Annotated in this window: 7 protein-coding genes; 4 read left to right on the plus strand and 3 right to left on the minus strand. The window is 55.8% G+C overall.

Annotated elements, in window-relative coordinates; translation table 11 throughout:
- Positions 1–106: 106 nt before the first annotated feature.
- The gene (locus ACSFXJ_RS09265; RefSeq protein ID WP_435924871.1) at positions 107–541 is read left to right on the plus strand and encodes an NUDIX hydrolase; all 435 of its coding nucleotides are present in this window, start codon (positions 107–109) and stop codon (positions 539–541) included.
- Here ACSFXJ_RS09265 and ACSFXJ_RS09270 read toward each other — a convergent pair.
- On the minus strand, positions 538–1,536 hold the full coding sequence (locus tag ACSFXJ_RS09270; RefSeq protein WP_435924872.1) for a Na/Pi cotransporter family protein: 999 nt from the start codon (positions 1,534–1,536) through the stop codon (positions 538–540). The two genes, ACSFXJ_RS09265 and ACSFXJ_RS09270, sit on opposite strands and share 4 nt — an antisense overlap.
- A gap of 209 nt (positions 1,537–1,745) precedes the next feature.
- Here ACSFXJ_RS09270 and ACSFXJ_RS09275 point away from each other — a divergent pair, with 209 nt between their 5' ends.
- The gene (locus ACSFXJ_RS09275) at positions 1,746–3,119 is read left to right on the plus strand and encodes a class I SAM-dependent rRNA methyltransferase (protein WP_435924873.1); all 1,374 of its coding nucleotides are present in this window, start codon (positions 1,746–1,748) and stop codon (positions 3,117–3,119) included.
- 73 nt (positions 3,120–3,192) lie between these two features.
- Here ACSFXJ_RS09275 and ACSFXJ_RS09280 read toward each other — a convergent pair whose 3' ends face one another.
- Complete coding sequence (locus tag ACSFXJ_RS09280) at positions 3,193–4,452, minus strand: anaerobic sulfatase maturase (protein ID WP_435924874.1); 1,260 nt, start codon at positions 4,450–4,452, stop codon at positions 3,193–3,195.
- 23 nt (positions 4,453–4,475) lie between these two features.
- Positions 4,476–6,671, minus strand: coding sequence for a sulfatase-like hydrolase/transferase (locus tag ACSFXJ_RS09285; protein ID WP_435924875.1), 2,196 nt, complete (start codon positions 6,669–6,671; stop codon positions 4,476–4,478).
- 418 nt (positions 6,672–7,089) lie between these two features.
- Between ACSFXJ_RS09285 and addB the strand changes: the two genes are divergently transcribed.
- Positions 7,090–10,623 (plus strand): helicase-exonuclease AddAB subunit AddB, encoded by a 3,534-nt coding sequence (gene addB / locus ACSFXJ_RS09290; RefSeq protein WP_435924876.1) that lies wholly within the window; start codon positions 7,090–7,092, stop codon positions 10,621–10,623.
- Positions 10,620–14,573: a helicase-exonuclease AddAB subunit AddA gene (gene addA, locus ACSFXJ_RS09295; RefSeq protein WP_435924877.1), complete on the plus strand. Its 3,954-nt coding sequence runs from the start codon at positions 10,620–10,622 to the stop codon at positions 14,571–14,573. The genes addB and addA overlap by 4 nt, the downstream gene beginning before the upstream one ends.
- The last annotated feature ends 166 nt before the right edge of the window (positions 14,574–14,739 follow it).

A 14,739-nucleotide genomic window follows, 5' to 3' on the forward strand; every position in this document is an offset into this window, starting at 1 on the left:
ACGACAGTTACAATCCAATATGTCTATAAAATTGACAGGGATTTCGCCCCGGCGGGGCTGAAATCCTTGTTGTTGAATTGGGGTAATACGCAGTAAGGAGGCGAGGATGATGCCGGACAAAGATATCTCTGCAGGAGGCGTCGTGTACCGTAGGGAAGCCGGGAAACTGCAGATTCAATTGATTACGGACCGGTACGGCAGATATTCTTTTGCCAAAGGAAAAAGCGAGTCCGGAGAGACGACGGAGCAAACGGCGCTCCGGGAGATTCGCGAGGAAACCGGCATTTTCGGAAAAATTGAAACTCTGATCGATATTATCGCTTATACGTATAATCACCCCGTCCGCGGGCCCGTCGACAAGGAAGTCTATTATTATCTTGTGGAGAGCAAGGGCGGCCGGCTCAGACCTCAATTGGAAGAAATCCGTGGAGTGGCCTGGTACGAACCGAAGGACGCTTGGGAAAAACAACTGAAATCGGGCTATGACAATAATGATTTTATTTTGGAAAAAGCGCTGAAACTGCTGAATCTCGACGTTTAGGCAGTGTGGCCGGCCGGCGTCGGCGGGCGATCCATCTTCGACCACAACGGCAAATAGCATACCGGCAACGCGAGCAGCGAACAGACCACGTTGAATATCGTTTGCGAGTGCGCGATTTGGGCGGCCGAATCGGTGGATAACCAGGATGAAGCCGTTTCGAGGAGAGGCGTCAATGGAAGAAAAAGCGCGGCTCCCAGCACGTTCAGCACGATATGCGACCAGGCAACGAATTTGCCGGAGCGGGTTCCGCCGATTGATGCGATCAGTGCGGTGACGCAGGTTCCGACATTGGAGCCGATCACCATGGCGATCCCGAACAGGACCGGCAGTACGCCCGATGCGGCAAGGCCCATAGCCATCGCGATGGTGGCCGCGCTGCTGTGCAGGAGGGCGGCGAGCAGCGCTCCGATGGCGGCGCCCCATATAAGGCTGTCTCCGGCGTGCGTGAGCAGCCGGTCGATGATCCCGTAGCTTTCTAGCGCGGGTCCGATCTTTTGCATCCAGCGGATGGCGATCATGATCATGCTGAATCCCCCTGCGGCCAGTGCGCCGAATTGCAGCGGGACAAGCACCCCGGACCATTTGGATGCCAGCCATCCGGGAAGCATTTCCAAAGCCGAAACGGATATGGCCCACACAAGCAAGGATACGATGAGCAGAGGAATGCCGATACTGGAAATGTTGAGAGCGATCAGTTCGGTCGTCAGGCATGTGCCGATGTTGCCGCCGAGGATGATGCCGAGCGTTCGGGCATACGTCAGAAGCCCGGCGTTGACCAGCCCGATCGTCATGACCGTAACGGCGGTGCTGCTTTGAAGCGCGGCGGAAATGAACGTGCTGGACAGCAGGCCGGTCCAAGGAGTACGTGTCGTGACGCGGAGCACCCGGATCAGCCTTGGCCCGGCCCAGGCGTGAAGGGCGGCTTCCATCAGCTTCATGCCGAACAGAAAGAGGGCCAGTCCGAACGTAACGGGAAATATGATGGCTTGAAACATCGTTCCAGATCCTCCTCCTTTGCGAGCTTGTACAGCATACATATATGCGCAAGGACAGGAGTCCATACCAAAAGGTAAGGGCAGTAAATTTTGCCCGAAGCCGCTCAATGAAGTTATGCTCACAAAACTAAGCGGACGCTTCCGAAGCAAGTTTTGTTCGAAGCCGCTCAATGAAGTTATGCTCACAAAACTTTTAGGAGTTGAACATATTGCCATCAGTCATATTAACGCGCAGCCGCAAAAAGCGGTTGGAACACGGTCATCCGTGGGTTTACAAAAGCGAGATCGAAAGCGTGGAAGGCGATCCGGCGCCAGGAAGCGTGGTGGAGGTTCTCGACCATCGGCGAAGATTCCTGGCTGCGGGTTATTACAACCCCGCATCTCAAATTACGGTTCGTGCGGTATCCTTTGTGCCGTTGGAACGGATGGACACCGCTTTTTTTGAACGGCGTTTCCGGGAATGCCTGAACCATCGGGAGCGTTTTGTCGATGGAGATGCATATCGTCTCGTGTATGGAGAGGCCGATTTCCTGCCTGGCCTGATCGTCGACCGCTTTGGCGATATTCTGGTCGTGCAGCTATTGACGCTCGGTATGGATCTGTGCCGTAACGAAATCGTCGAGGCCCTGGTCAACGTCATTCAGCCGCAAGGCATTTATGAGCGAAGCGATGTCTCGATTCGGGAAATGGAAGGGCTGGAGCAGGTCAAGGGACCGCTGTACGGCAATCCTGAGCGCCACGTGACCGTGATGGAGAACGGGCTGAAGATCAAAGTCGACATTTGGCAAGGACAGAAGACCGGATACTTCTTCGATCAGCGAGAAAACCGGGCTTCCATCAAGCCGCTCATGACCGGATGGGGAGCGAAAAGCGGTATCGCCTTGCAAGATATTACGGATGAGGAGGGAGCCGTACGCAAGGTTCCCGTCAACCGTAACGGCAAGGAAGTCACTTTTCCTTATTGGGACGGCGCGACGGTGCTGGAGTGCTTCTCCCATACGGGCAGCTTTACGCTGCATGCTTGCAAGTACGGCGCTAAAAAGGTGACCTGCCTGGACATATCCGAGCATGCGATCGAAAGCGCCAAAACCAATGTGGAGCTGAACGGATTTACCGACCGCGTGGAATTCGTGGTAGCTGACGCGTTCGATTATTTGCGGACCCAGGTGAAAGGAATGTCCGAACGGAGCAGCCGGTCGGCGTCAGAGGGGAAAAAAACCGATACATCGGTACCGATGACCGCAGGCGGAGGGCGGACCTGGGATGTCGTCATTCTCGATCCGCCGGCTTTTGCCAAAACGCGCAGTGCCGTCAAGGGTGCCTGCAGGGGCTACAAGGACATCAATCTGCACGGGATGAAGCTCGTCAACGAGGGAGGCTATTTGGTCACGGCCAGCTGCTCTTATCATATGCGCCCGGAGCTTTTTCTCGAGACGATCCAAGAAGCTGCCGCCGACGCCGGAAAAATCCTCCGTCTCGTCGAATGGCGGGCCGCCGGCAAGGATCATCCGCAAATTCTCGGCGTGGACGAAGGACATTATTTGAAGTTTGCGATTTTTGAGGTGCGGAGCAAAAATATATAATGGCGTTCCAATCAAAAGCCAGTGCAGGAGGTTTTCCCGCACTGGCTTTATTGCGATTTGCATCCGATCCCCGTCACGATCCCCGAATGACGAGCGGGCCTTTTATGACTTCCATAACTTTGGCCGCAGGCAGCCCGTTCTCGAGTAGTTTTACCATCGCTTTCATATAAGGGTGGATATGTCGAAAATACCGCTTGTAGCCGGCGCATAAATAATTCAGTCCCGTCTCCCCGTCCGGCGTCGTCAGGAAACGATGCTTAGGACATTCGCCATGGCAGGCGAACCGGACCTCGCAGGTTCGGCACATGGAGGGCAGGGTTGCGGATTTGTTCTTGCCGAAAGATTGCTGCCGCTCGGATTGGACAAGCTGATCCGGCTCGTCGTGCAAAATATGGCCCAGCTTGTAGTTCGGATAAACATAATGGTCGCAGGAAAAGATTTCGCCGCTGGACTCCACGGCAAGCGCTTGGCCGCAGTTTTCGGAAAAAATGCATACCGTTGAAGGAAGGCCCAGCCACGAAGTTAGCGCCCACTCGAAATTCATGACGTGGATGCTGCCAACATCTTCCCGCACCCACTCATCAAAGATTCGGATGAGGAAATCACCGTACGCCCCGGGTTCCACAGTCCACTCGGTCACGAGCTTCTGAGGTTCGGTGGAGCCGGGATCCGGCGGCGAGGCGTGTCGCAGCCCCCATTGGAGCGCAAGCTGGTCAGGTTTACGCTCTACAATCGGAATAAATTGAATGAACCGTATTCCCTGTTCCTTCAAAAAACGGTACACGGTCAGTGGCTTTGCAGCCGATTCACGCGTCACGCAAACGAGTACATTGAATTCGACACCGTGCTCCCGCAACAAATTCAGTCCGCGCATCACCTTACGGAAAGTCGGCTTCTTCCCGCGGTCCACCCGATAGCGGTCATGAACCTCCTCAGGTCCATCGAGGCTGAGTCCGACCAGAAAGCGATTCTCGGCCAGGAACGAGCACCAATCCTCATCCAGTAGAGTACCGTTGGTTTGCAGCGAGTTGTTGATTTTTTTCCCGCCTGCGTATTTCGCCTGGTAATGTATAACCCTCCGATAGAAATCCAGGCCTGCCAGCGTCGGTTCGCCGCCTTGCCAAACGAAGGAAATCTCCGGAATGTCCTGGCGTTCGATATATTTTCGTATGAACGTCTCCAGCACCTCATCCGTCATGTAAAAGGAATGCCCCTTCGGATAGAGCGCTTCTTTTTCCGTATAGAAACAGTATGAGCAGTCGAGATTGCAGAGTGGTCCGGTCGGTTTTGCCAGCAGGTGAAAAGCGCGCGGTTTCGGGGTGGTTGTTTGCATCAGATCGCCTCATTCGTAATCGTTTAGTTTGCGATTGCCGCCGTCTTCTCGCCGTGCAAATCGAAGACGACCTTCTCGATGGTGCCGGTGAACGGGAATTCCTCCGCCTCCCCGTATTGGTCGCTGACGGGCAGCAGCGTGTCGCGTCCGATATCCAGACCTTCCGAGGCGAAGACTTCCGTCAGCGGCAGTACGGATCCGCCGCTCTCCCGGCCGTTGACATACAACGTGCCTATTCCTCCGCTGTCCTGGGTTTTGACAAAGCTGAAGCGGACTGTCACTTTGCCGGATGGAAGCGTGCTGTTCGAAGTGATCCGGTGTACGTTGCCGCCGTAGTTGTACTGATAGACGAGGCGGTTGTCCTTAATATACAAGCTGAAGCCGCTGTCGTCGTGGCCGAAGGCGACCAGAACGCCTTCCGCCTTGCCGTCGTTTCTGTCGATCGGAACGGTGATATCGTAGCTCGTGTTCTCGATTTGCGGAGCGGCAGATCCCCCAACATGCTTCAATCCCGGATAGTACGTAAATTGATCGCGGTTGGCGACCGTTTCGGTATTTTTCGAAACGCGCGAGCGGTCGACAAACGGCAACGCGCCATACTTCGTCGCCTCTTCCTCCCACAGCTTTTTAAGTGCGGCAAGCTTATCGGGATGACGTTCGGCAAGGTTCGTTTGTTCGCCGATGTCCAGATCGAGATGATACAGCTCCCAAACGTCGTTCTCGTACGATTGACCTTGCTTGTGAGCAGCAACCGCCTTCCAGTCGTTCTGCCAAATGGAACGATGTCCGTTCATCAAATAATATTGCGCCGCTTTCTTCGTCGGTGCTTCGGAGTCTTCGAAGGAGTAGGCGAAACTTATGCCGTGGATCGGCATTTGTTCAATTCCGTTCAATTTCTCCGGCGGCTCGATTGCCGTCGACTCGTACACGGTGGGCGTAATGTCGGTGACATGATGATATTGCGTCCGAATGGTCCCTTTGGCTTGAATGCCGTCCGGCCAATGGACGATGAGCGGTACCCGAACGCCGCCTTCGTAGGTCGTCCCTTTATATTGCTTCAGCGGCGTATTGCCGACTTGCGCCCAACCTTTCGGATATTCCGTATACGTACCGGGAGCGCCGATCTGATCATAGCTGGCCAGGCGATCCTTAATCCCCCCGGCCAAACCGTCGCCGAAGTTGGAATTCGTCTGGCCGATGCTTCCCGTTTCGCCTCCGGAGGAGCTGGCCCCGTTGTCGGAGATGAGGAAAATCAACGTATTGTCAAGTTCCCCGATGTTCTCCAAATTGTTGATCAGCCGGCCGATTTGCTCGTCTGTATGCGTCAGAAATCCCGCATAAGTCTCCTGCAGCCGGGTGTATACCTTTTTCTCGCCGGCACTAAGCTGTGACCATGCTTTAATATCGGGATCTCGCTGCGGCAGTTTCGTATCTTGGGGAACGATGCCGAGCTTCTTCTGCCGAGCCAGACGGTCCTCGCGAATTTGATCCCAGCCTTTGTCATAAACGCCTTTATACTGTTCCACATACGATTCGGGCACTTGATGAGGGGCATGCTGCGCGCCAAACCCGACATATAGGAAAAAGGGCTTTTCCGGCTGAATGGAGACGTGATCGTTCACATATTGAATGGAATGGTCGATGAGATCCTCGGACAAATGATAGTCGTCTTGCTTAGGCGGTTCGACGATATGATTGTCTTGAATCAGGAGTGGGGCGTATTGATCGGTATAGCCATCGAGAAAACCGTAATATTTGTGAAACCCTTTGGCGAGCGGCCAATAATCGAACGGGCCGGCCGGCGTTGCCTGATGCGTGGGAGCCTGATGCCATTTGCCGACACCGTAAGTGTTGTAGCCGTTTTGCTTCAACACCTCGGAGACGGTGCCCGCTTCATGCTTCACCCGGCTCCGGGTATTCGGCACGTCCGGCCCGAGGTCGCTGTTGGCGACGCTCCCCATGCCGACGGAATGGTGATTGCGCCCCGTAAACAAGCTGGCCCTCGTTGGCGAGCAAAGCGGAGTGGCATGAAAGTTCGTGTAGGTCAGTCCGTTCTTAGCCAATTGATCGATATGAGGGGTCTTGATTTCCGAGCCGAAGCTGCCCAAATCCGAGTATCCCATATCGTCGAGCACGATATAGACGATGTTGGGCTTCTCCGTTAGCGTTGTCCCTTTGGGCAATCCGGCGGCAGCTGCGGTTTTGGATGTAAGATCCAAACGATGCGCACTGGGGTCTGAAGCCGATCCGGCGGCGTAAGAAGGTGCACCGTACGGGGAGATACCTAGGGTTAAAGCGAGCGAGGTGCAGATGGCGGCGGTTGGTTTCCAAAACGGAAACCGCCCTTGCGAATGCTTTCTTAACTTGACTTCTCCTCCTATCTTCTCTTAGGCCTCAACAAAAAGAGACTCCCCGCCCATAAACCGTGCGGGGAGCCTTTAGATGTCCAATCGGCCCAAATTAGGTTATAACTCCATATTAATCCATATAATTCCGATGAGTCAAGTGTGATTGTAACTTTTGACATTAAAAGCGTTCTTGGGAACGTACATTCCTGTATCGAATGAATAATGGTATACTTGATAGAGTTGAAGTTCTATGCAATAAATTAATTCCTTCGCGGTGGGAGGCACCATCATGTCATTACAATTCGTTATCGGCCGCTCCGGCAGCGGCAAGAGCAGCCTGATATTGGAGCGGATCTCGGCAAAGCTGCGCGAGGACCCTTCCGGTCCTCCGATCATTTTGCTCGCTCCCGAGCAGGGAACATTCCAGATCGAACAGGCGATCGTTCAGGCTCCCGGCATTAAGGGCAGCGTACGCGTCCAGGTACTCGGGTTCCGCCGGCTGGCGCTTCGCGTCATGCAGGAGACGGGGGGATCGGCGCTCGTTCCCATCAGCGAGGAAGGCAAAAAGATGCTGCTTTACAAAATCCTCAGACGCCGCAAGGAAGATCTCAAACTTTACGGCCATGGGAGCGACCAGCTGGGCCTGATCGACCGGATCAATGCGCTCTATACGGAGCTAAAAAAATATAATGCCGATTTTACCCGGCTGGAAGAGCATGTGCGCATGCTGGAAAGTTCTTCGGGAGAATCTCCTTTGCTAAAAGACAAGCTTCACGACCTAAACATATTGTACCGGGAATTCGATGAGGAGCTATCTCGTCTGTACATCGACGCGGAAGACCACGTCATCAAGCTGGCGGAAGGCGCGCGCGATTCTTCCTATCTGCGGGGTGCGGAGCTGTGGGTTGACGGTTTTCATGCGTTTACGCCTCAGGAATATAAAGCCCTGGGGGCGATCATGCAAGCCGCGTCAAACGTGACCGTGGCATTGACGCTGGACCGCCCGTATGACGACGGCATTCCTCCGCATGAATTAAACTTGTTTCATCAGACTGCGACGACATATATGAAGCTGAGGGATCTTGCCGAATCGGTAGGCATCGAGGTTTATCCGGCAACGTTGATGAAAACCCGCCCGTTTCCGAGATTCAAGAGCAGCGAAACGCTTTCCTATTTGGAATCGGCTTATGAACGCCGCACGCCATGGAAGGAAAGTAAACCTCCCGCGGATCTGGCGGAGGCATTGTCCCTGCATGCGGCGGCGAACCGCAGAGCCGAGGTGGAAGGGACCGCCCGCGAAATGGTCAGGCTTGCCAGGGAGAAAGGCTCGCGTTGGCGGGATATGGCGCTGTTTGTACGAAATATCGGGGATTACGAACATATTATCAAGCCGGTGTTTGAAGACTTCGGCATTCCTTATTTCATGGACCAAAAAGCGAGCGTCCTGCATCATCCGCTGATCGAGCTGATCCGGGGAGCGCTGGACGTCGCGTTAAAATATTGGAAATACGAGGATGTTTTCCGCTGCGTGAAAAGTGAGTTTTTGCTGCCGCTTGACGGGAGCCTGACTCGCGAAGATATGGATGCCCTGGAAAACTATGCGCTTGCCAGCGGCATTCAAGGCTACCGTTGGACCGACGGAAGACCGTGGAAAGGAGCCCCCAGCTTATCGCTGGAAGCCGGTGAACAGTCGGGGGAGCAAGCGGGAAGCAGGCAGCTTCCGTTACTTGAGCGCTGCCGGGCGGCAGTCACCGTCCCGCTGTCGGCTTTCGAGAAAAGGCTGAAACGGGCCAAATCCGTCCGTGACCTGTGTGCTGCCGTATACCACCTTCTGGAGGAGACCGATGCCGCCCGGCGTCTTGATTTGTTGGCCCATAAGGCCCTTCACAGCGGACAACCCCAACAGGCGATGGAACACCGCCAGCTTTGGAGCGCCGTTTTGGATCTGCTGGATCAGATCGTGGAAATGATGGGGGAAGAACAACTCAGCCCGGAATTGTTCGCCGGAATTTTGGAGACGGGCCTAAAAGATTTGAAACTGGGACTCGTTCCCCCTGCCATCGACCAGGTGCTGGTCGGCAGTACGGACCGTACCCGGACCCGCCATGTCAAACATGCCTTTTTGCTCGGGATCAACGAAGGAGTCATGCCCTCGAATATCCAGGAGGAAGGGCTCTTAAGCGACCAGGATCGGCAGCGTCTGGGCGAAACCGGGCTTGCGCTTGCTCCGGGGTTGACGCGCCGTTTGCTGGATGAGCGTTTTTTGATTTACGGCGCGCTATCGGCGGCAAGCCGGACGCTATGGCTCAGTTATCCGTCCAGCGATGAGGACGGGAAGCCGTTGCTGCCTTCGGAAGTCATTAGGCATGTCAAACAAATTTTTCCCGGAGGGATGCTGCAGGAGAGCTACCTCGGCGACTCGCCGGCCCCTGACGATCCGCTGGATCGCCAGCTGGAATTCGTCGCTTCCCCGGTCCCGACGCTGCCGCGGTTAGTCGGCCAGCTGCGAGCTCAAAAATCCGGACAAAGCATTTCACCGGTCTGGCGTGATGTACTCGAATGGTATAGGGAACGGCCGGAATGGCAGGGGAAATTGGACAGGCTTCTCGGTTCCCTGGATTACAGAAACCGGATCAGCGGCCTAACGCCGGCGACGAGCCGGAAGCTGTACGGCAAGCGGCTGCGCACGAGCGTATCCCGGATGGAGAAATTCGCTTCCTGCCCGTTTTCCCATTTTGCTTCCCATGGCCTCAAGCTAAAGGAAAGACAGATTTATCGGCTTAAGGCGCCGGATATCGGCCAGCTTTTCCATGCTGCGCTCAGCCAGATGGCGCTCACGTTTAAAGAACAAGGCAGAAACTGGGGCAGCCTGACGGAAGAGGAATGCATCCGGGAAGCGGAGAATACGGTGGACAAGCTGGCGCCAAGACTGCAAGGCGAAATTTTGCTTAGTACGAAGCGTTACGGGTACATTTCCCGCAAACTGAAAAATATCGTCGGCCGCGCTTCCGTCATCCTGGGCGAGCAAGCCCGGCGCGGGAGCTTCGAGCCTGCCGGGCTGGAGCTTGACTTCGGGCCGGGACGGCCATTGCCGCCTCTGACCTTTGAGCTTCCGAACGGCTGCGTGATGGAAATCGTCGGCCGGATCGACCGGGTCGATATGGCGGAGGGCGAAGACGGAATTTTGCTGCGCGTTATCGACTATAAATCAAGCCAAACCGATTTGAATCTTCATGAGGTCTACTACGGATTGTCGCTGCAAATGCTGACTTACCTGGACGTGCTGCTAAGTTCGGCGGAAATGTGGCTCGGCCGGCGGGCTGTCCCGGCGGGGACGCTGTATTTCCACGTGCATAACCCGATGCTCCAGAGCAGCAACGGCCTGAGTGCCGAAGAAGCAAGGCTTGAGCTGTTGAAACGGTTTAAAATGAAAGGCTTGCTGTTGGCGGACAGAAACGTGATCTCCAAAATGGACGCAGAGCTCGAGAAGGGATATTCCGAAATTTTGCCCGTGGCGGTGAAGGCGGACGGCGGTTTTTACAGCAGCGCTTCCGTGGCGACACCGGAGCAATGGGAAACCCTGCTGGGCTCCGTGCGGCGGACGATCGTGGAGATCGGCACAAGAATCACCGAGGGCGACGTGCAAATTGCGCCTTATCGTCTCGGAACGGAAACCGCATGTACTCATTGCGCGTATAAGCCGGTTTGCCGCTTTGAAGAGGGGATGGACGGTAGCGAGTATCATCTGTTGAACAAGCCCGGCAAGGAACGGTTGTGGGAATTGCTGAAGGCATCGGAAGACGGAAAGAAGGTGGAGCTATGATGACGATACCCAAGCCGCCAGGAAGCTTTTGGAGCGACGACCAGTGGAAGGCGATTTCGCTGTCGGGCGGCGATATTTTGGTTGCCGCCGCGGCCGGCTCCGGTAAAACCGCGGTGCTGGTCGAGCGGATTATCCGCAAACTGTCGTCGGACGATGCTCCGCTGAGCGTTGACCGGCTGCTTGTCGCCACCTTTACGAAGGCGGCGGCCTCGGAAATGCGGCAGCGGATCCGCGAGGCGCTGGAGAAGGCGCTGGACGCAAGTCCGGGGAGCGAGCATCTTACCCGGCAGCTTGCCATGTTGGGGCGTGCCTCGATCACAACGCTTCATTCTTTTTGCATGGAAGTCATTCAAAGGCACTATACGCTGATTCCGCTCGATCCGGGCTTCAGAATCGCCTCCGAGAGCGAAACCGCCCTGCTCCGGCAGGAGGTGCTGGAGGAGCTGTTTGAGGACAAGTATGCGTCCGAACGGGAAGGAAGCCTGTTTCTGACGCTCGTGGATTGGTTCAGCGGGGAACGGAACGATGACGCCGTTTTTGGACTCGTGCAAAAATTGTACGACTTCTCGCGCAGCCATCCTTGGCCGGAGCATTGGCTCCGTCAGGCGGCGGGCGCATTCCGCGCCGAAGACTTAGCCGCACTGGAGAGCAGCCCTTGGGTGGCCAGCATTTTGGCGGATGCGTCGATTTCGTTGGATGGGGCCGTAGAGCTGCTTCGCCAAGCCAAAACGCTCTCGTTGTCCCCGGGAGGGCCGGAACCTTATGCCTTAACGCTGGAAGAGGACCTTGCGGTCGTGTTGGATTTGAAATCGGCTGTTTCGAACGGACATTGGGCCTCTCTATACGATAAATTTCGGGGAGCGGGATTCGGTAAATTAAAACCGTGCAAGAAAGACCGGACCGATCCGGACATTCAGCAGCGGGTCAAGGATTTGCGCGAAGAAGCCAAAAAGCTGGTTGCAGACTTGCAAAAACAGCTGTTTGGACGGCCTCCGGAGGCTTTTTTGAAGGAAATGCATCAAGCCGCGCCGCTCATGGAAGAGCTTGCCGGGCTGATTATCGAATTCGGCGAACGGTACAGAAAGGAAAAAGTCGCCAAAGGGTGGCTTGATTTTGCCGATCTGGAGCATTATTGCCTGCAAATTTTACGGGATGCGCGTTCCACGCCGGAACTGACGCTGCCGTCGGAGGCTGCCCGGGAATACCAGTCGCAGTATGACGAGGTTTTGCTGGATGAATACCAGGATACGAATACGGTCCAGGAGGATATCGTTCGGCTTATATCCCGGGAAGTTCCCGGAAACCGGTTTATGGTCGGCGACGTCAAGCAGAGCATTTACCGGTTCCGTTTGGCGGAGCCGGGCCTGTTCCTGGAGAAATACCGGAATTACGGAAGCGGCTTTGAAGGGGCGGGGCTGCGAATCGATTTGGCGCGCAATTTCCGAAGCCGTCGCGAAGTGGTGGACGCGGTCAATTTATTGTTCAGGCAAATCATGAACGAAGGCGTGGCCGAAATCGCCTATGATTCCAGGGCGGAGCTGGTATACGGAGAGGGCTTTCCGGAATTGTCCGAAGGCAGCGATTACCGCCCGGAACTGCTGCTCGTGGACCGCGCTTCCGAGGCTTCGGGTGCCGCCGGACGGAACGAAGGCTTTGGAGCGGAAGAAAGCGGCACGGATGGAGCCTTGGAGGAAGAAAGCTCCGTTGAAATCGAAGCGGTCCGGCTGGAGGCCCGTTCGATTGCGGCCCGGATCCGCGAACTTACCGGTGAGGGCGGACAACCTCCGCTGCGCGTTTACGACAAACAGCTTAAGGCGACCCGGCCGGCGGAATACCGGGATATGGTCATTCTGCTGCGTTCAACTTTATCTTGGGCGCCGGTGATGATCGAAGAACTCCGCATGGAAGGCATTCCGGCTTACGGGGAGCTTAGCCAGGGATATTTTCAGGCCTCGGAAGTGGAGACGATGCTCTCGCTCCTCCAAATCATCGATAACCCGCAGCAGGATATCCCGCTGGCAGCGGTGCTTCGTTCGCCCATTTACGGATTGACCGAGGAAGAGCTTGCGGAGATCCGGCTTGCCGCCGGTTCGGGCAGTTTTTATGATGCGCTCAAAACCGCGGCTGAGGTTGCCGGGTCGGAAGGGGAAGACCCTTCTGCCGGGATCGAGAATATGGAGCTTGTCTCGAAGCTACAGGCTTTTCTTATGCAGTTGGAAGCTTGGCGGAATTTGGCCAGAGAAGGCGAGCTAGGCGGCTTGATCTGGGGGATTTACCGCGATACGGGCTATTTGGATTGGGTCGGCGGACTTCCGGGCGGCGCGATCCGGCAAAGCAATTTGCGGGCCCTATACGACCGGGCGCGGCAATATGAAATGACGACATCCTCAAGAGGGGTGTTCCGCTTTTTACGATACGTCAATCGGCTCCGGGAGAACGGGGGCGACTTGGGTGCGGCCTCATCTGCCGGCGGTCAGGAGGACGCCGTTCAAATTATGACGATCCACAAGAGCAAGGGGCTGGAATTTCCGGTCGTGTTTGTGGCGGGCCTGTCGAAAATGTTTAACCGTCAAGATTTGAACGCGAACTTTTTAATCCACAAGGAAATGGGCTTCGGGCCGAAATTCGTGGACGGGAACCTGCGCGTAAGCTATCCGACATTGCCGAATCTGGCGATCCGCCGGCGTGCGCAAATGGAACTGCTCGCGGAGGAGATGCGGGTGCTGTATGTGGCGCTGACGCGTCCAAAAGATAAGCTGATCCTGATCTCGTCGGTCAAGGATTTGACGGGGGCGGTACAGACCTGGGGCGGTGCGCTGGAGATCGGAGAGGAGCAGCTGCCGGATTATTTGCTCGCCAGAGGCCGATCTTACCTGGATTGGATCGGACCGGCGCTGATCCGCCATCCGGCTGCAAGGGAGCTTAGGCAGTTCGGGGGACTCACGGAAACCTCTCCGGCCGTACTTTCGGATAGCGCTTCGGATTGGAAGATCGCTTTCCTTTCCGCCCGGCAAATAACAGTGGGCGCCTACGCGGAAGCGGCAGCGGCCCGGGAAGACGAATCGGTTCAAGACTCGACGTTGGATGCATCCGGGGCCATTCATCAGGACCGTGCGTGGAAGCCTGGAGAAAGCGGCGTGAAGGAAAGGATTGAGGCAAACCTCGGCTGGACATATCCTTATCGGTTGTCCGCCCAAATCTCAGCCAAAACGTCGGTGACCGAAATGAAGCGCCTGCTGGCCGATCAGGAGGAGCCGCCGAGCGATATTTTCGCGGATAATGAACTACGCAAGGAATTGGAACAGAGCCCGGAGCAAGTCGACTTCAAGCTGCACTTACGCCGTCCGCGGTTCATGGAGCAGAAAAAGATGACGCCTACCGAGCGGGGAACCGCTTATCACACGGTTATGCAGCACTTGCCGTTTGACAGGGAGCCTTCGGAGGAGACGGTCCACGAAACCTTGGACAGACTGGTGCGGCTAAAGATCATGACTCCGGAGCAAGTCTCGGAAATGGACGTTTCGCGAATCGTCGGATTTTTGGCAAGCCCATTGGGGCAAATGTTAAAGCGGGCCGACCGGATCCGGAGGGAAATGCCGTTCACTTACGGCTTGTCCGCCGCGGACGCTTTTCCGGGCTTGGCTCCTTTGGTGGGCGCCCAGACAACCGATGGCGTGGAAAAGGACATCCGGATCGCCCAAATTCTCGACCAGGAAACCGTACTGATCCAGGGGATCGTCGACTGCCTGTTCGAAATTGACGGGAAGCGTATTCTGCTCGACTACAAGAGCGACAAAGTCCTTCCTCACCGCGGCGGTGTTCCCGCATTAACGGAAGCGTACCGCTTCCAACTGGAGCTCTACGCTTCCGCCATCGAGCAAATCACCGGCGTCCCCGTCGACGAGAAGTGGTTGTATTTCTTCGATAGCGGCGATGCCGTTAAGCTTTGACGATAGCTATGCGCAGACGGACGTTTACAAAGCCATGTTGGGCGAGGCAAACCGGTTGCATGTGCGTACCGAATAATAAAGAGGAAAGATCCGCAGGGAAAGGCCGGGGGCATTAGGGAGTGCGCGGAGACTTGCGGTCGCAAATCGCGAGCGACGCACGAAGGTC

The sequence above is a fragment of the Paenibacillus salivarius genome (genome assembly GCF_051307165.1).
In the GTDB taxonomy this organism is placed as follows: Bacteria; Bacillota; Bacilli; order Paenibacillales; family Paenibacillaceae; genus Fontibacillus.